The following is a 22999-nucleotide window of genomic DNA, read 5'->3' on the forward strand; positions in this document are numbered from 1 at the left end:
GCCTTACGGCCCCGCTTTTAATTGCTCTCTAGAAGATGATATTCTTAGCATCGCAGCTGCCCAATCCGATACCGCCAGGATAATGTGCAGATATACGTTGTGCTTTATACCGTTTCAGCAGGAGACTAACACGAGGTAGAACAAAACCGCCGTTGTCCAACAACAGGTTGATGGTTTCTATCTCTTTATCACCCGCATAAAAGGTAAGCAGGACTTTTCCCGCAACCACACGACTTCCATCTACGGTAACAATATGTCCGCGTACCATATCCTCTTGTTTCAGATACTCAAACTGATCAAATCTGGTAGCATGACCGGAGGCGACATTGATTTGTGCGCCACCCAGCAATACCGGGTGTGAAACAGCTTCCGGCGGAATACCGTAACCAATCAGGTTGATACGGGTATCAGTGGAGAAAAACCGCTCACCGTATTGTTTGAAGAAGTCTGCCAGTCTGGGGTCACCGTACTGGGATTCCACCATGACCTGCACCTTCCTGGTTTCACCGGGGTCCAGGCGCAGTGCGGCGTGTTCCATATACAACCGGTAAAATTTAGCGAAGTATCCCCGTATCTGTGGTACTACGTAGATATCAGCTCTTTCAGAAAACGGATTATGCAGGGAGATCTGTGTGATTTCTCTTTTTGCAGGGGAAGATGCTGCCGCAATGTACCGGGTGTAGTTAGACTGCGCCATATTGTTGCTGTCGGTAATTTCCACGATGTTGGGATTTACGGAAGCATCAATATACAAGGGTGTTCTGGCGATGATACATTTGTGGCCGTCGTTGGGCGGAATCCAGTTAAAGGAAAATTCCACAAAAGGCACCATTGATTCCGGGGGCACATCGTGGGTATCGCTGCCTACGTATACTTCCGGGGCGCCGCCTACGGTAAAGTCTTTTATATAGAAATCAACCTTTACATTGGTAGCGGTAACAGGGCCACGGTTGCGGTAGCGTGCAATCACGGTATTGGAATGTCCTACCCATGGTACATTGGTCCAATGTGCAGGATCGGCCATGGAGCGTGCGTTTCGCACTTCTATATCCGGACTTTGCCAGTTATCTCCACCGGGCCATGGGCGGATATACAGATCAGGCCGGCCATTGGTACCATACTGTATCCGCACTTTTGCCGTGTTACCGGTGATAGATACGACAGTCATTTTAAAATCTGAAATGGCCATACTGGAAGTATCTGTTTCCTTATAGTCCTGGCCTGCGGCAAAGAAAGAGTTTTCTCCTTCCGCATCCCTTGCCAGGCGCATGATCTGTGGCCGTGCAATCGGGAAATTAAAGGATTGTGAAATCATGTCAGTGCCCAATACGACTGCATTATCGGCGTCATTCGGTGCAGTGAGCGCCAGTTCCTGATCGCCTATCTGTGTAAGCTGTCCTTTGCGGAATTCAAAATAATAATTCCATCCATCTGCAATCCGGATCTCTATAGCGGTGAACTGCCCCGCGGGTGGCGCTCCCAGCTCGCTGGCCTGCAGTGTTACGATGGTATCCAATGGGATAGTGGACCGCGAAAAATCAAATGACCGTACCCATTCCGGGCGAACCCAGCCTGTTTCCATCTTTTGTCCTACCGACATATGCGGCAGTTCCCCTTCACTGCTCATCAGGTCAAAATTGGTAATGTCTCTTGCCTGAATAGCCGGTGTGTAAAATGGGTTAGCATTGGTATACAGATCGGGATAACCCAGGTTATGTCCGAGTTCGTGTGACAGTGTTTCGTAGATGGTACGGCTGTCGCGGGTAGGGTTCCAATCATCCGGCATGCCCAGCACGCGTATATTGGCACTGCCACCGGGAACGGTAAACGAGCCTCCCCATGCCTGCGGCCAGAAGAAATTATCACTGGATGCAGATCCCTGTGAACGGATGACCATAATAAGTGTTTGCACCTGCTGGAAGTTGACCAGTGGATTACCGCCACCATCTACCAATGCAGCTGCGGCAGATATACAGGTTTGTGCAAAGGCAGTATTGTTGATGGGCGCAAATGAATTGCCGGGCCAGGGCGCAGGCATCATACTGAAATTATCTGTCCAGCTGCTGTTAAGATGAATACTGAGCACCTGTCCGCCTGCGAGGTTCAGTGTAAAAGCATTATGAGAAACTTCTTCATAATAGGCTTTGGCACTGCGTACTTTTCCATCGGGATCAGGCGTGGTGCCTACGGCTCCGTTGCGCCAGCTGCTGGTAATGCTGTTAAATGCCGCCCCTGTAGGATATAAGGAAGTAGTAGTGTCTACCGTGAGGATGCAGATATTCCTGGTGCCTGATTGCGGGATCACATCCACATTCTGAGGCGTAGTCGGACCACCACCCCAGGTATAGCCGGTTATAAAATCAGTGAGCTCACCCACCATCCAATGTCCGGGACTTTTATCCTTATCTGTCCATACATTGACGATTTCATACTCCATCTCCCCTACCAGACTATGACTCACCTTATCAGTTACCTGCAGCTTATACAGTCCAGGCTTGAATCCTACCAGCAGCATGATTTCGTTGGGAGCTGAGAGATCATCCCTGGAATAGGAAATAGTGCCGCCGGCAATTTCATCCGACACTTTGATATCCACTGTATCGAAGGTCAGACCGGAAACACCAAAATCCACCTGGATACGTTCAAATGTACCGATAAATGGTTTTGGGTTGCTCATGTTCAGGGTTACCGGCAACATAGGAGCATTATTCAACAGATCGTACCAGAGCAGCCTTTTAAAATCGGCTACCACCAGCAGGTTATTTTCCCTCCACGCAGCGATAGGATGCCCGCCCGCTGTATGGGAAAGCACTACCTGTTTGGCGCCGGTAGCAGTCCTGACGGAACTTACGTATCCGATAGTGGTACGCTCCGTAAACAGGATATTCGTTTCTGTTTTATCTTCCCAGGAAAGGTATAGCGGGAGTTTGAGCCCTGCTACCAGTACTTTTTTCTTTTTACTGGCAAAATTATACTCAAGGATACTACCCGCTTTACTATCGGATATCCAGGCATTTTTACCGGCAGCATCTACCAATAAGCCTACGGGAGCCATCAGACCGGAAAGCAATACTGTGGGGGCCTTGGTAACCAGGTCTATTACCACCAGATCCCTGGCAAGCCGGTCTGCATAATACAATGAATGACCCTGAAGGGCCAGCTGCATAGGATGCCCGTTCCCTTTAATAACAGGATGGGCTTGCGTTTGATCGGCAGCAGTGAGGGTACACTCATAGATGGTAAACTTCTTATGCACGGTATCCATGTCCACTAAAAAAATACGTGCACCGTCGGGGGATGCAGTGATCCCACCGGGTTCATGATAGCCTTTACCGATGGTTTTAACAGCACCGGTATGCAGGTCCTGCGTGCGTACCTCGGAACCCTCTGTAAACAGTAAAAACGGAGTGGCAGGGCTGCCGCTGTGTATTACTACACCTCCATGCGGATGGTCTGTGAACGTCTGTTTTAACGTTGCCATAATGTTGAGTTTTGGGGTAAAGAAATAGCGCTGCCATTAGGGCAGGTCCCTTTCGTTATTTTGGAGTTTTAAAAAATGATGCTATTATGTGTGACGATGGTCTGTTTCTGAACTTGTAGTGGTTATTGGGGTACAACCTTGATAAAAATAGCACTCTTTATTTAGCCCGCAAAAAAATTAACATATAGGCTTCTCCGAAGATTTTCACATCTCCCAATACTTTGCTCCCTGCGCATGATCCAGCTTTATCAAAAATTCACATAACGATTCCGCAGCCTTAGGCCAATCACATCGGGCATCCAAAGGCAAACATATATATACAGCGCCACTGGCATCCATCAGCAATAGATCAGCATCTCCATAAAAGTGACCAAATACAGTATCATTCACTGAAATCTCATCCCCTACCTGTTGTTGCTCCCTTGTTAAGTCCCGGGTATCTTCCGGCGAAAGTATCGTCATTCCCCATTGTCCATATGCTTCATCCATGAATAGATCTGCCCGTTCAGCTATTTCCCAGCAACGAATCAATTCACCTGCCGATGCAGGAAAACTATTGATATACTCTTCAGCAGGGGCAGCAAAAGTACACTTTAACAGGAAGGGACACACTTTTCCAAAATGAATGGCCCCCGCTGCAACAGACCAGTTCATTTTCATTTTATCTATGATCGCTTTTAGTTCGTTCATCATACGCTTTTGCAGCCGGCCAAGGTAAACCTTATTTACTTATTTAGTTATTTAACTATTTAGTTAGTTGCTTATTTACGAGTATTGTTTTCAATACTACTCCTCTCCGGTCGATGGCCTGTACCTGCACATTTTCCGGCAGTATAGAAAAAGTCATCAATCCCTGTATGGGCTCGAAAAAGTCGTAGTTGCCTCTCGGTTTCAGATTTTCATTGGCTTCAGAACCGGCACCGGAAATGAAATGGTGTGTATGTTTACCAGCGGGATGATAATATTGCAGATGATGTTCATGACCACTGATATACAGGTCAACCTTATATTTTTCCAGAACCGGCTCCAGGGAATAACGGATATAAGGTGTATTCAAAGCCCTGTTACCAGCGGTATAACAGGGATGGTGCGCGATAACGATTTTCCAGCGGATACTGCTGCTGGTATCTGACAAGGTTTGTTCCAGCCAACGTTTTTGCGCGGCAGAATCCTGGGCCAGCAGCTCATTGCCATATGCAGAGCGGTAGGCTTCGGGGTCCAGTGGATTGGTGTCCAGAAATACAAACAGCGCTTCAGCATTGCCGGATATCTTTCTTTTAAAAGCATAGTAACGTGACGGCATATGCCAGCGCTGGCTCACTTTGGAGTAGTCTATCTGTGCCTGTGCGTTCCCGTGATAATCATGATTGCCCAGTACGGCATACCAGGCACGGTGCAGCGGATATTGATAAAATACATTTTCGAATGAAAGGTTCCATAATGGATCGTGTACACTGGCCACTCCATCAGGATAAATATTATCCCCGGTAGCAATAATAAAAGCAGCATTGATACCGGTTACTGCTTCCGATAAGGTGTTGGCCACATCTTTCTGGAAGTATTCTCCACCTCTGCCAAAATCTCCCAGCACAGCAAATTCCAGTGCATCTTCCCTACTCAGTTGCCCGGTGATAAATCCTCCCCGGTATCCCTTATCGTATTCTGCCAGATACTTCAGGGTCTGTGCTTTCAGACCTGTTGCTGCAAAATAAATACAGCATGCGATTAACAAAATCCTTTTCATGAAAAAAGTTTAAAGTGCGGTGTACAGCTCTATCATTAAAGGTACACCGGCGCTATCAAACAGCTGTGTTAAATATTTAGCCATCATTTCATGAACGGGAAACAATTTTTCTCAACCTGATAAAATCAGATTTTAATTAACAGGTTTCAACCAGATGGCCTGTCCCCCAGACGGCAGCAGGTGACTGTCTAAAACAGTGGATGCATCAACCGTAACTTTTCTTATGGACACCCTTGTACGTACAGGAGACGCCGGGTCGTCATAATAAATGGTGGCTTCATATTTCTTACCAGGAGCAAGGAAAGAACAATCAATGCGAAGATCCCTGGCATCATTATTCGTAATGCTTCCCACAAGCCATTCATTATTGCTTTTGCGGGCCACCGTAATGTATTGTCCGATTTCTCCATCCAGCACCTTTGTATCATCCCAGACTGTTGGTACATGATCAAAAAACACCAGTTCCGGTTCATCCTGCGAGTCTTCCGGCTTATCGTACCAGTACATAAACTGTAACGGGCTATAATACACAACAGATAAAGCCATCTGGTGCACCGAAGTTGTTTTGAGTATATTTTTATTCTGCGTTTCTACCAGGCGTTTCTTCAGTTCCGGCCGGTGATAATAACAGATGGTGTAGTCTGCCGCTCCACACAGGAAACGGGTAAAGGGAAGCACCGTATTATGGGTAGCATCCGGCATCTCCTCATTACCTCTGATGCCTTCCTGGGTAAGGAGATTGGGAAATGTTCTGCTGAAACCGGTTGGCCGGTATTCATCATGAATATCCACCATTAAATGATGTTGCGCGCATTTTTTCACTGCATCATGTAACCATTTGGTCCAGCGGTAGGAACCAACATTAACAAAACCAAACTTGATACCTGCTACGCCCCATTTTTCATACAATGGCAGTATTACATCCAGTTGTCTTTCCAGCGCTTTTTTGTTTACATACAAAAACACGCCGATATTTTTCTTTCTGGCATAACGGATTACTTCCTGCAGATTCAGATCATTTACCGGATTGCGAAGGGGATCTACACTGACATGTGTGGCATCTGCAGCCGTATCTTCTTCAGCCCCATACCAGCCTGCATCAAAATGAATGTATTGCAGATGGCGCTTTTCAGCAAAGTCCACCAGTTTTTTTGCTCCGCTTGTTGACAATGAAATTTCCCGCATCACCTTACCTGGTTTAATCCATTCCGTATGCTTAATAGCACAGGGTGGATTGAGGTTCAGCAACAGATCACTATGCTGCAAAAGTTGTGTGGGTTTTGTTGCGAGCATCATCACTCTCCATGGCGTCGCAAATGGTACTGCCTGAAGCACCTTGTCAAACATAGCACAGGCAACGGTATTGGGTTTAGCGGGATGCAAAATAAATTTTGTTCTGCAATAATCTACCACCGCTGCTTCCGCAAGCGCCACATAAATACCGTTCTGTAATTGCAGGGTCAACGGGCGTTCAGCTTCTCCGGGCCATTTATCCAAAGACAATAACTGATAACTTCCCTGCGCCTGACCCGTGAACCATGCCTTTGTACCGGCCGGAAAAGAAAACTCAGTCAGGTCTTTACTGATAGCAATATCCTTTGAACCGGGTGAGGTTTTGGGAAATGCATAACGGAAAGCAATTCCTTCATTGTAGGCCCGGACTTCAATCTGCATGGATTCAGGTGCGCCGGCACCTTTAACGAAGGTGAAAAATGTCGTATGATACTGGTCCCGTATACGATTTCGTTCTCCGTAAACAGGTTTCCAAAAGTCATCCTTAGCCGCAGCACGTACCGATTGCAGGCTTAAACCATCCTGCCAGCCATCAACTCCCAGAACGGATGCTTTAATAATTTCCTTTTGCTGATAAGATACCTCATAATGAATAATACCATCTGTAACGGTTAAACGAAATTCAATATTACCATCCGGTGATTTCAATGAGAGAGGCGCTTGTCCAACCGTTTCAATTGTTACTAATAATGAGATTAGAAGAAAAAAAAGTCTATACATCTGGAATAAAACTGTCTATTACACAGTAAAGCTATACGACTGCTTTTAGAAATTCCTCCAGCAGATTGACCATTACCACCGCTTTTTTGACCGATGTAAGTAAACCTGGTTAAAATGAAGGCATATTCTGTTAATTATTGCAAACACATATCTGTCAAAGAAGGTCATATTTAATACATCACCACGTATTGAAAATAATATTGCTATGCCTGAAACGTCTCAACCGCTATCTCACCCCAAAGGTCTTTATATCCTGTTTGTCACTGAAATGTGGGAGCGGTTCAACTACTATGGAATGCGGGCAGTACTGATTCTTTTTATGACCAAGGCGTTGTTGTTTAGCAAAGTATTTGCAGCCAACCTGTATGGGAGTTATACTGGTCTTATTTACCTTACTCCTCTGTTAGGAGGCTACATCGCAGACCGCTACTGGGGTAACAGGCGCTCTATCATTATTGGTGGCATCGTGATGGCTATCGGAGAGATGATCCTCTTTATAAGCGCCTCTTTATTTCATAGTTATCCTTCCGCCTCGTTACTGTTGTTTTTTTGCGGCCTCGGCTGCATGATTGCCGGTAACGGTTTCTTTAAACCGAATATATCGTCTCTGGTAGGGCAATTATATGTTGAAGGAGATAAAAGAAAGGACACTGCCTATACCATTTTTTACATGGGGATTAATACCGGTGGGGCGTTAGGTCCCATCATCTGCGGACTTATGGGTGATACCGGTAACCCCGCCGATTTTAAATGGGCATTTTTAGCAGGTGGTATCAGCATGATCATCAGCGTGATTGTACAGCTGGCATTTCATCACCGGTATGTGACCGATCCCGGTGGTCATGTGCTGGGACTGACACCGGAGCAAGCGCCGGCAAAGCTATTGCAGCCATTCGTTATTATCCCCGGATTGGTACTCACCACTTTTCTAATGATCGGTTTATTATACCTGGACACCACAGTAGTTAATTACCTTTCATATCTGTTGCTGGCGGCAGTAGGATTAATTGCAATAATCATCCTTCGGGACAAATCGCTCACCCGAACGGAAAAACAACGGATTAAAGTAATTTTCATTATCTCCTTTTTTGTGATATTCTTCTGGGCTGCCTTCGAGCAGGCGGGTGCTTCGCTGACTTTTTTTGCAGACGAACAAACCAACAGAAAGTTGAACTGGAAAATACCCGTATGGAGCATTCTGCTGCTATCCGTTTTTTTAATGTATGGGTTATACAACTTGTTCAGAAAGACGCAAAAACAGCTATCATCCGCCGCAGATCATTTATTACGTCGTACCATATACGGATTATTATTTCTTTTTCTCCTGGGTATTGTGGGAGTGGATGTATATTTACTAATGCGCCGGGAAAATGTGCTGTTGCTGGATGAAATACCTCCCAGTCTGTTTCTTTCTCTGGGTTCTATCTACATCGTTATTTTCGCGCCTTTCTTTGCCTGGCTGTGGCCCAGGCTGGGAAAACATGAACCTTCAGCCCCTGTTAAGATGGCTATCGGGCTGCTTTTGCTGTCATTGGGCTATTTGTGGATTGTATTTGGAGTAAAGGAGATATCTCCCGGTACCAAAGTAAGCATTATCTGGATTACCGGGATGTATGCTTTGCATTCGTTTGGAGAGCTTTGTCTGTCACCGATAGGGCTTTCTCTTGTCAATAAATTATCGCCTCTTAAATTCTCTTCTTTACTGATGGCCGTTTGGTTCCTGGCAACAGCCGCTGCCAACAAACTGGCTGGAGTATTAAGTACTTTATATCCGGATAAGGGCAAGACGATTATTTTTGGAGGGTACGCTATCCACAGTGCTTACGACTTCTTTCTGCTTTTTGTCATCATGGTAGGAGTAGCGGCGATGGTGTTGTTAATGGTTTCAAAACGGCTATCAGCCATGATGGTCACCCCTAAAAACTTATCCAGATAACTTTTCAAGCGCCAGCTCAGTAGAATCCAGGAAATTAACCTGGCGGCCTTTATTGCTTTCATAAATAAAATCCTTGATGCTCTTGCCCGGATATTTTGTGAACTCGCCAACAATGGCCAGTCTTATCCGGTAGTTGGTGAATTTCTGCAATATTTCTCCTGCTATACCATTTTTCAGGTCGAAGAAAGCCGGTGTTATATTCTTTTCATGAAGGATGATCCGCTCTACATCTTGATAATAAAGATCGCCCATTATTTGCAGGGCATCTTCTGTATTATTGATCACTACTTCCGTTGCTGTTATTTCCGCAATGCTGATATCTCCTGTCTTATGTATTGTAATATCCATCATATTAATAGTTAATATCCGCAAATATAGAGTAAATCGGATTGCCGGTTTGCCGCTGTGTTGTTGAATAATTACATTTGCCGCAATTTGTCCCTATATGTCTATACCGTTGTCCCGTATTGCTGTCGTACTGTTTTTTTTACTATTTGTTTATCAACGATCTGTCCATTCCCAACAGTGTTATCCTACCTTTTACAGTTTATTGTCTGTGAATGGCGATGCAGCAGGCAATTCCGTCGTGTATACGTCAACGGGAGCCATTGTTGTTGCCGGCAAGGCCAATCTGAACAGGAACAGTAAGTGGGATGGGTTGTTGCTGAAAACGGACGATCTCGGCAATGTGCTCTGGGCGCGGTCTGCAGGTGGTCCGGAGAATGATGTGCTGGTAAAGGTAAAGGAAACAGCTGACAAAGGTTTTGTAGCAGTGGGCAATAGTGAAGAAGCCGGGATACCCCGGTTGTGGGTAATCAAAACCGATGCAGCCGGACAATTATCCTGGAGTAAAGTAATTGACATAGAAAACAAACCACTGGCGGGGAAAGATATCATTGAACTTTCTACCGGAGGCTTTGCCCTGATTGGCAACGCCTATGACAGCACCGCACAATCCGATGGTGTACTGGCCAGGCTGGATGCTTCAGGCAATCTTTTATGGACGCAACTTTATGATGGTGGCGGTGCAGATGGTTTTAACAGTCTGCTTGAAGTAAACGGGGAATTACTGGTGGCAGGGTATATAACCAGCGATCTGAAAGATGCTTTTCTGTTGAGAGCTGACATGAGCGATGGCCATCCGTTGTCAACCCTTAAATACAGCCGTTATCAGGGCTGCGAAGAACAAGGACTCTCTCTTACGGCTATTCCTGGTGGTTATAGCTGGAGTATCAAAATTTCCCAAGCTACCAGCTATCCGGATGTATACGTGGTGAAAATAAAAGCGTCTGCCAACGGCAATAATTATCTGGTACAAAACCATAAACTATATCCCAGCGGAGGCAATGGCGTGGTAAATCTGCAGGTGTTGCCCTGTAAGGACAATAACGGTTTCGTATATATTATGGATGGCCCACCCAGAAACGGCTGGCCCCAGTTTGGTAAAACAGAATCGGCAGGTCCCCAGGAATGGAACAGGAGTTACAACTATCTCGCGGGTAATTTCTGCGGACTTGACTTTACCGGAAACGTCGGGTACATTATTACCGGTAATGCCAATGATGCCGGTCAGGCCATCTGTCTGATCAAAACAGATCTTGCGGGCATTGGCGGTGGCTGTGGGTTTAACGCCACTGGTGGCGCCCAGGGCGATTATGACGAAATCACAGGCACACCGTTCACATGGGCTTCCAACCGGCAACCGGCTGCCACCGAACACCTACCCTCTCATGTGATAACAGATGAGGTAGTCACTGTTAAAACACCCTGCAAGGCCCAGGTCTGTCCGCCACTTCCCCCTACCGACAATGGCAACAGCTGTGCCACCTCCTTCATGACCGAAATCAGGGAACAATATTCCACCCAACTGATGGATGCCGCCCGCACCAGTGATGGTGATATTGTGACCATCGGCACCAGAAGTTATTACTGGTCCATCAGGCCTCAGATCATCAAACTCAAGCCAGGCGGCAATATCCGATGGAGCAAACAATTCCTTGTGAATCGCAAAGATGAGTCTGTTTTTCCTGACTACCGGAGAGTGATCAACACTAAAGACAACAACATCCTCGTTCTGGGCTCAGATGCTATCACTTATGGCAACTATGTACACGATTCAGGCGTAGTCATGAAACTCGACTATAACGGAAATATCCTCTGGTCGAAGCGGATGGCCAAAACCTACGGTGAATACTTTTCCAATGTACAGGAAACGGAAGATGGCTCCTTCATCATCACTTCCACCCAAAACTACGGTTTTCCTCCACTGGGTAATGCCATCATGCGGCTTGATAAAAACGGGAATATCCTATGGCAGAAGTCTGTCACAGGCTACTTCATGGACAACCGGACCTTACGGGCCATGTACTATGACAAGGGCAGCATCTATCTGGCCTTCGATTATTACATCAGTTATTCAAGGCCCAATGACATGCTTGTTTTTAAACTAGATGCCAATAATGGTGATTATCTGTGGGGCAAACATTTTAAAGGAGGCGCCGAAGAGATCAGTATAACAGGCATCACCAAAATAAAAGATACTGTATATGTGGGAATAGGCTTAGATAAATACATCTCCTTTGGCAACAACGAGCTCACAGCTGCTGTTATCAAGCTAAAAGATGCTACCGGTGAACAAATGCAGGGCTTCCGCCTGAATCAGCCCTGGATCATCAAACATAAGGATTATGTATGGATGTCTGAAAGGACCAATATGACGTTTACTAAAAGTATCGATGATCAGCTGGTCGTCGCCCGCGAGAGTGCAGTCAATAAAGACACCACCATCCGTATTCACAAACTGGCCCTTGATGGCAGCATAACCTGGTCCAGGAATTTCACGCAGCTGAAAAAACAGGTGGTGAGTACCATACGGCCTGACGGCAGCGGTTTTCTGGTCACCGGATTCAAATACGGCACCCCTGTGCTTTATGATCCGGCCAATGAAGGATTTCTTATGCGCCTGAACAGCAATGGAGAAATCGAGAACAGTACCGGCAGTTGTGTGAGCCAGTTACAAAGTACAGGTCCGGGTGGCGCCTATACCACCCCTGTATTACTGACAGAAGAAACAGGTGAAGTGTTCGGCACCGGGCCTTCCAATGTAGTGGCCAAAGATTTCCGGCCGTTGCCACTGGACAACCCGACCATGTCTTATCCTTCCTGTGCCAGTTTCTCCGCCTGTCAGCCAGCTACCTTACAGGGACCAGCCACCATCTGCGACCTCTCACGTACATGGACATACGACGCTTCACGGCCGGGTGGTTGTAACACGCCCCTGCTATGGCAAACAGATCCCGCTTACACCGATATCCTGTCACAAACAGAAAATCAACTGACAGTGAAATTTAAAATGGGTGGCACGACCGCCATCAAAGCGGTGGTGGATGCTGGTTGTGGGCTACTGCCCACAACCGTGGATGTAGAAATCCCCAAACCCGCTACCGCACTGGACCTCGGCCCCGATACCGAAATATGCAAAGACGCCATGCTGAAGCTGGATGCCGGAACCGGATTTGCCTCCTATAAATGGAATGATGGCAGCACCAGCCAAACCCTGGAAATCAACAAACCTGGTACCTATGCTATAACGGTAACGGATAAATGTAATAACCAGGCAAACGATCAGATAACGATTGGCGATGGTAATAACTATCCCTTCAGTATGGGGCCTGATGTACTGAAATGTGCTGAAACCATTGTCACCAGAACACTTCCGGCGGGGTTTCAGAATTTTAAATGGAACATCGATTACAACCGAAGAGACCAACCCAATGAAGTAATCTTTTTTCCGGAAAAAGACACTGCCTATATGCTGCAAGCCGACCGGGCCAATGGCTGTATTTTTAAAGACACCCTGTATTTCAGGATTCAGCAGCCACTTGCCGTGGGCTTACCAGCTAATCAAACAGTATGTGAGGGAGATTCTGTAAAACTCAGTATAGACAACAACTTCAGCAACATCCAATGGAATGGCGGATATACCGGTAATATACTAATGGCCAAAACAGCCGGCAGATATATTGTACAATGTACAGATCTTAATGGCTGTAATACCGCCGACACTTTTGACCTCCGGCTCAACCCCGCGCCTCGTGTGACATTGCCCAAAGAGCCATTCATCTGTAAAGGTGTCACGAAGATGCTGGATGCCGGCAATGAAGGAACCAGTTACTTGTGGAGCACAGGAGACCGTTCCCGCAAAATAGCTGTCAGCAGCGCCGGTAAATGGTGGGTGCAGGTTACCGGCAGCAACGGCTGCAGCACAACAGACACTGCATGGTACAGGGAAATATACGACGGTCCCAAAGGCTTCCTGGCACAGGATACTACGATGTGCCTCCGGGGAGAAATCACCATATCGGTAAAGGGTCAATTCAGCACTTACCGATGGAGCAATGGCAGTACTTCCCCGCAACTCATCACCAGAATACCCGGCACGTACTGGCTGGAAGTAACAGACCTTTCCGGTTGTTCCGGAAAAGCATCCGTCCGTATCAATACCAGGGACTGCGGATGGGGTGTGTATATGCCTACAGCCTTCTCTCCCAACAATGATGGTATGAATGACTATCTGCGGCCGGTAATCCTGGGCCGTGTCAGCAAATATCTGTTTACAGTATATGACAGATGGGGCCGGATCGTATTTCAGTCCAATGAGGTCAATAAAGGTTGGGATGGAAAAGTCAAAAATGTAAATGCCGATATCGGGGCATACGTATGGGTTTGTATCTATCAGCTGGAAGGAGATCCGGAGAAAATAATGAAAGGAGCAGCTACATTGGTGAGATAAAATTTATCTCACCAACCATTATGCCTATACGACATTAGATGCTCCTACCATTTTGCGGATCAGTGAAATCTGACCGAGATGATAATGCGTATGCTCCGTCACACCCATCAGGTTCCGGTAATAGTTGCCATATCTGGCATCCGTAAAATCCTCGAACAACTTTTTTTCATCCAGTGCTTCTATCAGCGCTGCCAGCACTTCCGCTTCGGTCAGCGCCTTGTTGACCAACTGTTGCCAGTCTGCTTCCGAAGTAATCGGGGGTACATCAAAACTTAACTTATCGTGCCCCTCCAGTGGTCCGCCTTGCAGCACGCGGGTAATGACACCCACATAATAGTTGATATGAAACGTCAGCGCTGCAATGGTATTCAGATCCTGTACTTTGGTGGTAGCCTGCTGCCAGTCTACATTTGCCAGGGTATCCTTCAGATTGACACAGGTCCAGTTACCCCCAAAATGAACATCTCTGAAATGTTTCGCAATTTGTTTGATTAAAGCCATAGGTTTAGATGTAGATTGATGAACAGGAATAAGATACATTTTTTTCCGGAGGATATGGTGTATAAAGAATTGTTTAACTTTCCGGTAGAATAACCGATCAGCATATGAAAGTAAGCGCTACAAGAGTATACCGAAAGACGATTATTGAAGGATTATCTATTCCTGCAATTATCCATAACAGTAGTTATTTTTTCACCGACCTGGATATCTATGAAGATGGCAGAGTGGAATACTGGGACATAGAGGATTTTAAGCATTTCAAACAGAAAATGCGGAATGGCTGGATTGTAACGGCCATCCCTGATGGTTCTTCCATCTCAATACATGGACTCGGCGCATGGCCGGTCACAGCTGGTTCCTGGCTCTTTAATAAAAAGAGTTTTGTGCCCCATGTGGAATCGCTGGTCCGGACATTAAATCCCCGGATGGAAAATATTTACACCTACCGTAAAAAAACGGTGAACGGTATCAGTATTAGCGAAAGTGGTAAAGGGACTGTTTACAAAGAAAACAAACGGGGACCTTATGATCCTTTTCCTGAAAAAATAAACGGCGACAGTGAAAACCTGTTCTATCAAACTACTGAAGGATATTACCTCGTGCGCGTAGTGCTGTACCCCGACCATACCGTCTGCCTGGAGAGGCTGGAAACGCCTATCCAGCTGTCTATGCAGGAATTTGAATCACTGGTCAGTCAGGGTATATTGCTGAGTGAAATTCCGTTGTATGCGAAAGTGCATATATACGGGTTGGGTAGTTTCGTTGCCGGTGAGGCCGACTATAGTATCAACATAGATGACAAGCTCGATGAAATCAGGGACACATTAAGGAAACTGGCCGGAGCCCCTTCCTCCATAGCCCTGTGCAGACAGGCATATGAAGCCTATATTGCAGATCCGACTGTCTCCAATAAGGTCATACTCAAAGAACGTTATGAAGCGGTGCCCCAGCATCAGAGAATGTATGTGGGAGACATGGACACCAAAGACACCGCTGTCAGAATGATCATATACGGAGAAGATGAGATCAAGGGATGGTCGCATTACCAGCTGGCATTACATCAGGGACTGCCTTTGCCTTCGATACATATTCCAACAATGAAGAAAGACGATGAAGTGTAGCCTGCTTTCCGTGATAGTGCCGATTGATCAGTATCGGGCCCTGGGAGAGAGTTTGCCACTATCAAAAAAATCACTTCCTTTACATCAGTAATGCTAAATGGTAAATTTCATGAAAAAGGCAGCAGCAACCAGACTCAACATATTACAAAAAGCGTTTGAATTAATATACGTTAAAGGCTATCGGACTACGAGCATAGATGACATTATTGCCACCACGCAGGTAACGAAAGGGGCCTTCTACTATCATTTCAAAAATAAGGATGAAATGGGGCTGGCTATTATCCATGAAATAATGAAACCCTCGCTCACAGACAGTTTGATAGTACCGTTTCAAAAGGAACCTAATCCTCTCCGGGCTATCTACCAATCGATGCATCATTTGCTGCTAGGTGACAAATTCCTTAAGCCGGAATATGGCTGTCCTGCTTCCAATTTCACCCAGGAGATGAGCCCCTGGCACACTGATTTTAATAAGGCATTGGATGAACTGGTTGACCAATGGAAGAAAACACTGATCAAAGCTATCAATGACGGTAAAAAAAATGGCTATGTCCGTAAGGATGTGAATGCAGTACAGGTAAGCTTATTCGTTATGTCCGGTTACTGGGGCATACGAAACCTGGGTAAACTGGAAGACAGCCGACCGGTATATCTTGCCTATTTAAAAGAACTCAAAAATTACCTGGATACGCTGCAATAATTTTTTTCCCAAAAAACATACTAACTAGTATGTTTTTAATATACCTTTGTTTTGTTCAACAAAATGAAGGATGTATTCAACGCTTATTTTCCTCCATTCAGCCGCCAGATGGCTGGTGGTGGGCAGTCTTTTCTATGCCATATACAGGGCATATACAGGTTATAGGAGCGGCCGGCCATTCACGGAAACAGACAATGCTATCCGGCATTGGACGGCCACCATTGCACATATTCAGCTGGTGATCGGCATGATACTTTACACACAGAGCCCTATCATTCAATTCTTCTGGAAATCTCCCGTAACGGAACCTCACTTATTTGAGCACTTGTTTTTTGCGTTGATCCATCTGATATTGATGCTCACCGCCATTGTATTACTGATAGCTGGCTCGGCCATCACAAAAAGGAAAAAGACAGATCAGGAGAAATTCAGGTCCATGCTGCTCTGGTTTACCATTGCATTCTTCATCCTTTTCGTTGCCATCCCATGGCCGTTTTCGCCCTTATCTCACCGACCATATTTCAGATAACATGATACACTTATTTAAAACGAAAATCGGACGCCTCCGCATCATCGGCATACTGGAAGGCATTTCATTGCTGGTGCTTATTTTTATTGCGGTACCTATGAAATATTTCCTGGGAAACCCGGAATGTTCCAGAATAATGGGCCCTGTTCACGGTGCGCTTTTCCTCCTGTTTGTATTCAACACCCTGAGTGTGGGGGTAGAATATGAATGGAAGTTCCGCACCACCACCTGGAAAGTATTACTGGGATGCATGATTCCCTTTGGCACCTTTTATATCGACAGAAAAGTGCTGCGTAAAATGGAAGCGTAAAGCAGAACCGGTCAATTTACCTGGAGTTTCCATTCAATCCCAGCAGGCGATCGGCGTTTCCGCCTGCTATCCGGGCTATTTGCTCCGCAGACAAGGGAATATTTTCCAGGAGTTTTTTCCCGGCTTCATTTGTACTGAAAGGATAATCTACCGAGAACATAATATTATCGATGCCGAAAGTTGCCAGGGCAGCCATCAGCGGAGGCTGGGTAAAAATACCGCTGGTGGTGATATGTACCTGGTCACGTAATGTCTGGCTGACAGACCGCTGATGTTGTCCGGTATTGCCGGGACTTAGCCTTTCATCGATCCGTGCCATCATCACCGGTATCATTTCACCCATATGGCCAATAATGAGTTTTAAACGGGGATAACGGTCGAGGGTACCGGAAACGACTAAACGCAGTACATGCAAGGCTGTTTCAGCATGCCATCCCCAGCCGGAAGCGGCCAACACTGTCCCTGCCGATCCGGGCAGGTCACTATAATAAGCCTTTGCGACTGCTTCCGGCGGCAGACCCGGATGCAGGTACAGCGGCAGCTGTAATTGTTCCGCTCTTTCCAGCAGTGGCCGGAACGACGGATGATCCAGGAATCTGTCGTTGACAAGCCCGTTGATCAGCGCACCACAGAAGCCATATTCGACGCGGGTCCGCTCCAGTTCATCGGCAGCCGCCTGTGGAGAAGCCATCGGTAAATGTGCAAACGCCTTAAAACGATCCGGGTATGGAGCAATCCGGGACGCAATGGCATCGTTATACCGAACTGCAAACGCCAGATCCTTTCCCGGCGGCAGCAATTCAGCTCCCCTACCTACTACAGACAATACCTGCATATCAATCCCGTTTGCGTTCATAGACGCTAAACGGGCATCGTTAATGTCTGCCAGCTGCTCTTCCATTCTACTAATCGCGGATAGCTGTCCCGCTTTATCTATCTCCCGAATAAATTCAGGAAAGACAATATGTTCCTCCAATGTTACAATACGCATAAATGAAATATTTGAACACTAAAGTCCAAACATTTCATTTAGCAAACCTTGATCCCGATCAATAAATCAGCTATCAGATTTTATTCTGCTAAGCGCTTCCTGGGTTATGTTCAAATAATTCGCTACCAGTTTATTAGGCAAACGGAGGACTACTTCCGGGTTTTCATCCAGCAACAAACGGTAACGTTCACGGGCGCTCAGGGTAATAAAATCCTCCAGGCGCCTGGTATTGGTTACATAGGCATATTCAAGAAAGCTTCTGTAAAACAAATCCCAGCCAGGTATAGTATTTACCAGGTCATAAAAATCAAGGCGGTCAATATACAACAGCTCTGATGGCTCCACGGCCTGGGTGGATTCCTTTAGTAAATCACCACCGATAAAAGAGGTCAGTGAAGAGGAAAATGAATTTTCGAAAGCAAAGCGCCGTGTGACTTCTCTCCCATCCGGTTTAATAAAACACACCCGCAGACATCCGGTGTTTACAAAAAACATACGCCTGGAAGGTTCTCCGATCCTTGCCACCAGCGCATTTTTTTTCACCTGCAAGGGTTTAAATGCAGCAAGCACTTGCTGTAAGTGCTCTTCCTTTAACGGGCTACGGTCTGTAATATATTTAGTTAGCTGTTCATACATGCTGAGAAAATCATTATCATCCAACCAAATCCTGATAAGCAAAAAGTCCGGCTGTACCACCCGTCATTATAAACAGTATATTACTGCCCTTGGGGAACTTTTGCTGTTCAATATCTCCCAGCATGCCTGCAAACGCTTTTCCGCTGTATACCGGGTCCAGAAATATTCCTTCCGTTTGGGCCAGTAATCTTAACGCACGCCACATGGATGAAGTGGGAATACCATACCCTTCTCCACGATAGGCATCATTAACAAACACTTCAGTATCGTGAATCATCTCCGTGTATCCCAGCAGGTTAGCGGTGGCGATTGTTTTTTCGAGGGTGGCCTTTTTCGTTTGTACTTCGTCGGCCAATACCGCATAGGAGCGGATTTCAGGGCCAGCCTGTGCTGCAAATTTCTGACCTGCCAGCAACCCTGCATGTGTACCACTGCTGCCATTGGGCACCAGGATATGGGAGAATGCCATATTCATCTGCCGGCTCTGCTCCATGATTTCCATATAACAATTGGCATATCCCAGACACCCCACCGGATTGGAGCCACCCATGGGCATGACATAGGGTTTCTTTCCTTCAGCAATCAGCTCTGTGCATCTTGCATCGAGGAAAGTCTGTACTGTTGCGCCTTTAGGAATAATCTGCACCGTGACGCCCATGATCTTTTCCAGTAAAATATTTCCATTGTTGTTGTAGTTCAGGGTATCAATGGGTACCGGTTGAGACAGCACCAGTTCGCAGTGCATTCCGGCGCGTGCCGCCGCCGCTGCCGTGAGCCGCGCATGGTTGGACTGTACCCCTCCTGTAGTCAACAGCGTATCTGCCCCCTGATTAATAGCATCCTGAATAAGATATTCCAGCTTACGGAGTTTATTGCCTCCCAGACCAATATCCATCACATCATCCCGTTTCAGATAAACCTGTACATCCTTTAATTGCCGGTTCAGGTTCGATAAAGCATGGATGCCTGTTGGATTCCCGATCAGAGGATAGGCCTGATATTTATGTTCTAAATAATTCTTTTTCAAGATATATAAATTGATTTCGTTCGAATAATAATGCTCAAAAATACAGTTTGTTGTTTTTCAGGCATAAAAAAATAAATGAACAATACACCGGCAAAATTGTAATTACCTGTGATGATATGATGGCCGCATCAACAACTTTTAGTAAATTAGAAAAATCATGAGCAACTGCGTAGCCAAACGCGCAGGTTAACCAGCACCCGGATTCCACGTTCAACCCGACAATCGGACAGTGAATAACGACAAACAACGATGGTTCCCATTGCAGCCTTCATCTTTCAGACTTCAAAAGTGTAGCTGTCCCTTATGGATACATACATTAAACATATTCTTTTTTAAACCAAATCTGAACAACAATGAAAATTTCAAACCCTGTGCAAACAGTGACTGCTGCGGCATTGCTGTTGTCATCCTTCTTTCTGATGAACGCCTGCACTAAAAACCTGGCTGACACCACCCTTTCGAAACAAGCCACAGACGCGGCAAAACAAGTCGCCATTACTACCGCAGTCATTGCCGACAGCAACCTGCTCGCTTACAAAAAGAGCGCGCATGAGATCTACGCCGGCTTTTACCGCTTTCAGGGCCCATGCTATGGCGCCGCTCCCAATGGCTCCAACTTTTCACAGGTACCCGACAGCCTCGATGTGCTGATACTGTTCTGTTTCAGCCCCACTTCACCCATTGCAGACAGTGTTCCCAAATGGATCAACACCTTACATGCCAAGGGAACCAAAGTGATTGTAACAGGCAACCTGGACCTGGCCCCAGGTGCCCCCGACAACAGTACCGGCTATACGATAACTGCCCAGCGGATCATGGACAGTATCGTTAACAGGTACGGATTTGACGGCTATGATATTGATATTGAAAGTAACCCGACCAGCACCACGTTGACCAGAATGGCCGGTGTTTACACCGCCCTGTCAAAATTCCTGGGCCCCAAATCCGGTACCGGCAAACTGCTGACCTTCGACACCAATCAGAGCGGCAGTAACAACCTGTTCAGAAAAGTATACACCTTGGTAGACTATGTATGGCTTCAGGCATATGGCCGCGGAGCCTCCACACTGCAGTCAACCTGGAATACATTTTCTCCGTATATCAAGTCCACACAGTTTGTTCCGGGTTTCTCCTTCTACGAAGAAAGAGGATATCCCGGCAATGTATGGTATGACGTGACCTACCCTGTAAACGGTACAGGCAGAGCGTTTGACTATGCACGCTGGGAACCTTCAGGAGCCAAAAAAGGCGGTGTATTCAGCTATGCCATAGATAGGGATGCACCACTAACCTCATCTACGGATAATACCCTTTATACACCTACTTATATTGTGAGCAAGAGATTAATACAAATTATGAATCCCTAGGGCTAAAGCCCTGGGCTATATTAGATGAGATACGACGGGGGATTAAAAGGACTGAGACGCTGAAATAAAAAGGGATAAATTAGATGAAGACTGGCTAAGAAGGGCTTCGCCCATTATAGCCCAGGGCTTCAGCCCTGGGAAAAATAAGGCTATCCATCGCGGATAGCCTTAACTCAATCATTCCTTTAAAATGGTGATGGGATTACTTTACGTCTCCCCAATAAGTTCCATCAGCATCTTTGCCGATAGTCAGTACTTTTCCGGCATTTAACTGCTTATTACACCATTTTGCAAATTCCAGTTTGTCTTTTGATGTAAAGGAGTGTTTTGCAGCTAAGGCAGCCGGTCCCTGGTCTCTTCTGGAAGAAACACCAACGATATAAATGCCTTTACCGGTCTCTAACGCCAACGTATACACATTTCCTTTTGATAACAAAGCATCATATTGAGCCAGAAACTCTTCTGCATCCTGGAAATAAACTTGCTGTGGTACAGATACATAGGTTGGGTTAACGACCAGGTTTGCTTTTACATTGGAAATAGCGACATTGCTAACTAAAATACCTCCTGCTACTAAGGAGAAAAACAGTTTTTTCATAAAGGGTAACATTTTGATAATCCTAAAAATAACGAGGATTACTGTTACAGCATTTGCATTCACTTTTACTACAGCCCATAAAATAATTGCTCAATACAATAAACATTGTTAGCACTGTTTATTATATCGAGCAATCACCTTAATACTAACCGGTAATATCTGCAATATCCAGCGATCCTCTGAAGTTGTTGGGAACACCTGTGATAATGTTCTTTACTTCAAAGTAGGGAACTGCAAATGTCTTTGACTCCCGGAGATAACCCATCAGGTAACCAAAGTCTTCCAGGTTGCCGGTTTCGATGATTACAAAGTCAGACACGCCTGCACAGGTAAAATCACTATCAAACAATTTCACCTTGCATTTATCAGCAAACTTGTCAAAAATCGGGTTTACTTCATTTTGAACAAACCGGTCTCTCTCCTTCCGGGGCAATGTAAGCCATTGCGGAGTAGCATTAATTAGAATAATAATCGTATAGTTCATAGTTTAATAGATGAACTACAAAACTATTCCCTTGTTTTGGGGTTGCCATTTACATAGGTAAAGAAATCAGCCGCCTGTCATTTTCCGGCGAATACGGCTGAGTTGTGTGGCGGAAACGCCCAGGTATGAGGCAATATGATACTGAGGCACCAGCTGCTCCACTTCTGCAAAAGCCTTGCGAAAATTGATATAACGCTGTGTGGCATTTAATGACACCAGCTCTATCTCCCTTTCTTCTTTTTCCACAAAAAGTGCTTCGGCCCATTTCCTTGAAAACCTTTCCAGATCATGACAGGTATCATACAGTGCAGCCAATTGCCTAAAATCTGCTATCCGGATAGTACAGGCAGTCAGTGCCTGCTGGGAAACCAGTGCCTTCTTTCCGGTGATGAGCGATGCATATCCTCCAATGAGTGAAGGGGCTGTAAACAACATTTTATTATACTCTTCTCCGTTATCCTTGCTGTAAAATGCCCGCACAACGCCTTTCTCCAGGAAAGCAATATTTTTTGCCGGTTCCCCTTCCCGGGTAAAAAAATCATTTTTTTCAAGTGTCTGAAGGACAAATAATGATTGAACACGTTTCCAGGTTGTCTCCCGGAGTGGGCTATACGATTCAATATAAGTACGCAACTGATCCCGTTTATCAGCTGTGACCAGTGAAGTATTATTATTTCCCGGATGAACAGACATGATCATCTATATTTTCAGGTAGCAAGTATAAACATAAATTCCATGAAGTGATCAATTTGCTATAGCCTAAAAAAGC

The 22999-nt window shown here is 45.8% G+C and carries 19 protein-coding genes; 7 read left to right on the top strand and 12 right to left on the bottom strand.

Annotated elements, in window-relative coordinates; all coding sequences use genetic code 11:
• Window positions 1-28 precede the first annotated feature (28 nt).
• The 4 genes from KD145_RS03260 to KD145_RS03275 form a co-directional block, all read right to left on the bottom strand.
• Window positions 29-3481 carry a hypothetical protein gene (locus tag KD145_RS03260; protein WP_212004477.1) on the bottom strand — a complete coding sequence of 1151 codons (3453 nt, stop codon included), beginning with the start codon at window positions 3479-3481 and terminating at the stop codon, window positions 29-31.
• 204 nt (window positions 3482-3685) lie between these two features.
• A complete protein-coding gene (locus KD145_RS03265) occupies window positions 3686-4174 on the bottom strand; it encodes a hypothetical protein (protein WP_212004478.1) in 489 nt (162 codons plus the stop codon).
• A gap of 52 nt (window positions 4175-4226) precedes the next feature.
• Complete coding sequence (locus KD145_RS03270) at window positions 4227-5225, bottom strand: tartrate-resistant acid phosphatase type 5 family protein (protein ID WP_212004479.1); 999 nt, start codon at window positions 5223-5225, stop codon at window positions 4227-4229.
• A gap of 132 nt (window positions 5226-5357) precedes the next feature.
• The gene (locus KD145_RS03275) at window positions 5358-7166 is read right to left on the bottom strand and encodes a glycoside hydrolase family 97 protein (RefSeq protein ID WP_249219726.1); all 1809 of its coding nucleotides are present in this window, start codon (window positions 7164-7166) and stop codon (window positions 5358-5360) included.
• A gap of 277 nt (window positions 7167-7443) precedes the next feature.
• Between KD145_RS03275 and KD145_RS03280 the strand changes: the two genes are divergently transcribed.
• Entirely contained in the window at window positions 7444-9174 is a 1731-nt protein-coding gene (locus KD145_RS03280; protein WP_212004481.1) for a peptide MFS transporter, read from the top strand.
• Here KD145_RS03280 and KD145_RS03285 read toward each other — a convergent pair.
• Window positions 9163-9525, bottom strand: coding sequence for a DUF4180 domain-containing protein (locus KD145_RS03285; RefSeq protein WP_212004482.1), 363 nt, complete (start codon window positions 9523-9525; stop codon window positions 9163-9165). The genes KD145_RS03280 and KD145_RS03285 overlap by 12 nt on opposite strands.
• A gap of 94 nt (window positions 9526-9619) precedes the next feature.
• Between KD145_RS03285 and KD145_RS03290 the strand changes: the two genes are divergently transcribed.
• Complete coding sequence (locus KD145_RS03290) at window positions 9620-13966, top strand: gliding motility-associated C-terminal domain-containing protein (protein WP_212004483.1); 4347 nt, start codon at window positions 9620-9622, stop codon at window positions 13964-13966.
• Window positions 13967-13990: 24 nt separating this feature from the next.
• Here KD145_RS03290 and KD145_RS03295 read toward each other — a convergent pair whose 3' ends face one another.
• Entirely contained in the window at window positions 13991-14467 is a 477-nt protein-coding gene (locus tag KD145_RS03295; RefSeq protein ID WP_212004484.1) for a DinB family protein, read from the bottom strand.
• A 104-nt stretch (window positions 14468-14571) separates the two neighbouring features.
• Here KD145_RS03295 and KD145_RS03300 point away from each other — a divergent pair, with 104 nt between their 5' ends.
• The 4 genes from KD145_RS03300 to KD145_RS03315 all read left to right on the top strand — a co-directional run bounded on the left by KD145_RS03300 (window position 14572) and on the right by KD145_RS03315 (window position 17127).
• Complete coding sequence (locus KD145_RS03300) at window positions 14572-15588, top strand: hypothetical protein (protein ID WP_212004485.1); 1017 nt, start codon at window positions 14572-14574, stop codon at window positions 15586-15588.
• A 109-nt stretch (window positions 15589-15697) separates the two neighbouring features.
• A complete protein-coding gene (locus KD145_RS03305; RefSeq protein ID WP_212004486.1) occupies window positions 15698-16288 on the top strand; it encodes a TetR/AcrR family transcriptional regulator in 591 nt (196 codons plus the stop codon).
• Window positions 16289-16358: 70 nt separating this feature from the next.
• Window positions 16359-16817: a hypothetical protein gene (locus tag KD145_RS03310; protein ID WP_212004487.1), complete on the top strand. Its 459-nt coding sequence runs from the start codon at window positions 16359-16361 to the stop codon at window positions 16815-16817.
• A gap of 1 nt (window position 16818) precedes the next feature.
• Window positions 16819-17127, top strand: a complete 309-nt coding sequence (locus tag KD145_RS03315; protein WP_212004488.1) for a DUF3817 domain-containing protein — start codon at window positions 16819-16821, stop codon at window positions 17125-17127.
• A 16-nt stretch (window positions 17128-17143) separates the two neighbouring features.
• Here the strand turns inward: KD145_RS03315 and KD145_RS03320 are convergent, their stop codons facing one another.
• The 3 genes from KD145_RS03320 to KD145_RS03330 all read right to left on the bottom strand — a co-directional run bounded on the left by KD145_RS03320 (window position 17144) and on the right by KD145_RS03330 (window position 19781).
• Entirely contained in the window at window positions 17144-18118 is a 975-nt protein-coding gene (locus KD145_RS03320; RefSeq protein WP_212004489.1) for an amidohydrolase family protein, read from the bottom strand.
• Between the two features lie 66 nt (window positions 18119-18184).
• Window positions 18185-18754 (bottom strand): Crp/Fnr family transcriptional regulator, encoded by a 570-nt coding sequence (locus KD145_RS03325; protein ID WP_212004490.1) that lies wholly within the window; start codon window positions 18752-18754, stop codon window positions 18185-18187.
• Between the two features lie 16 nt (window positions 18755-18770).
• Window positions 18771-19781 carry a D-cysteine desulfhydrase family protein gene (locus KD145_RS03330; RefSeq protein ID WP_212004491.1) on the bottom strand — a complete coding sequence of 337 codons (1011 nt, stop codon included), beginning with the start codon at window positions 19779-19781 and terminating at the stop codon, window positions 18771-18773.
• 353 nt (window positions 19782-20134) lie between these two features.
• Here KD145_RS03330 and KD145_RS03335 point away from each other — a divergent pair, with 353 nt between their 5' ends.
• Window positions 20135-21148 (top strand): hypothetical protein, encoded by a 1014-nt coding sequence (locus tag KD145_RS03335; protein WP_212004492.1) that lies wholly within the window; start codon window positions 20135-20137, stop codon window positions 21146-21148.
• 202 nt (window positions 21149-21350) lie between these two features.
• On the opposite strand, the gene KD145_RS03340 is transcribed toward KD145_RS03335, so the two are convergent.
• The 3 genes from KD145_RS03340 to KD145_RS03350 all read right to left on the bottom strand — a co-directional run bounded on the left by KD145_RS03340 (window position 21351) and on the right by KD145_RS03350 (window position 22923).
• On the bottom strand, window positions 21351-21746 hold the full coding sequence (locus KD145_RS03340; protein ID WP_212004493.1) for a hypothetical protein: 396 nt from the start codon (window positions 21744-21746) through the stop codon (window positions 21351-21353).
• Between the two features lie 145 nt (window positions 21747-21891).
• On the bottom strand, window positions 21892-22230 hold the full coding sequence (locus KD145_RS03345; RefSeq protein ID WP_212004494.1) for a darcynin family protein: 339 nt from the start codon (window positions 22228-22230) through the stop codon (window positions 21892-21894).
• Window positions 22231-22296: 66 nt separating this feature from the next.
• Window positions 22297-22923 carry a Crp/Fnr family transcriptional regulator gene (locus KD145_RS03350; protein ID WP_212004495.1) on the bottom strand — a complete coding sequence of 209 codons (627 nt, stop codon included), beginning with the start codon at window positions 22921-22923 and terminating at the stop codon, window positions 22297-22299.
• Between the last annotated feature and the right edge of the window lie 76 nt (window positions 22924-22999).

This window comes from Chitinophaga sp. HK235, from assembly GCF_018255755.1.
Lineage (GTDB): Bacteria > Bacteroidota > Bacteroidia > Chitinophagales > Chitinophagaceae > Chitinophaga.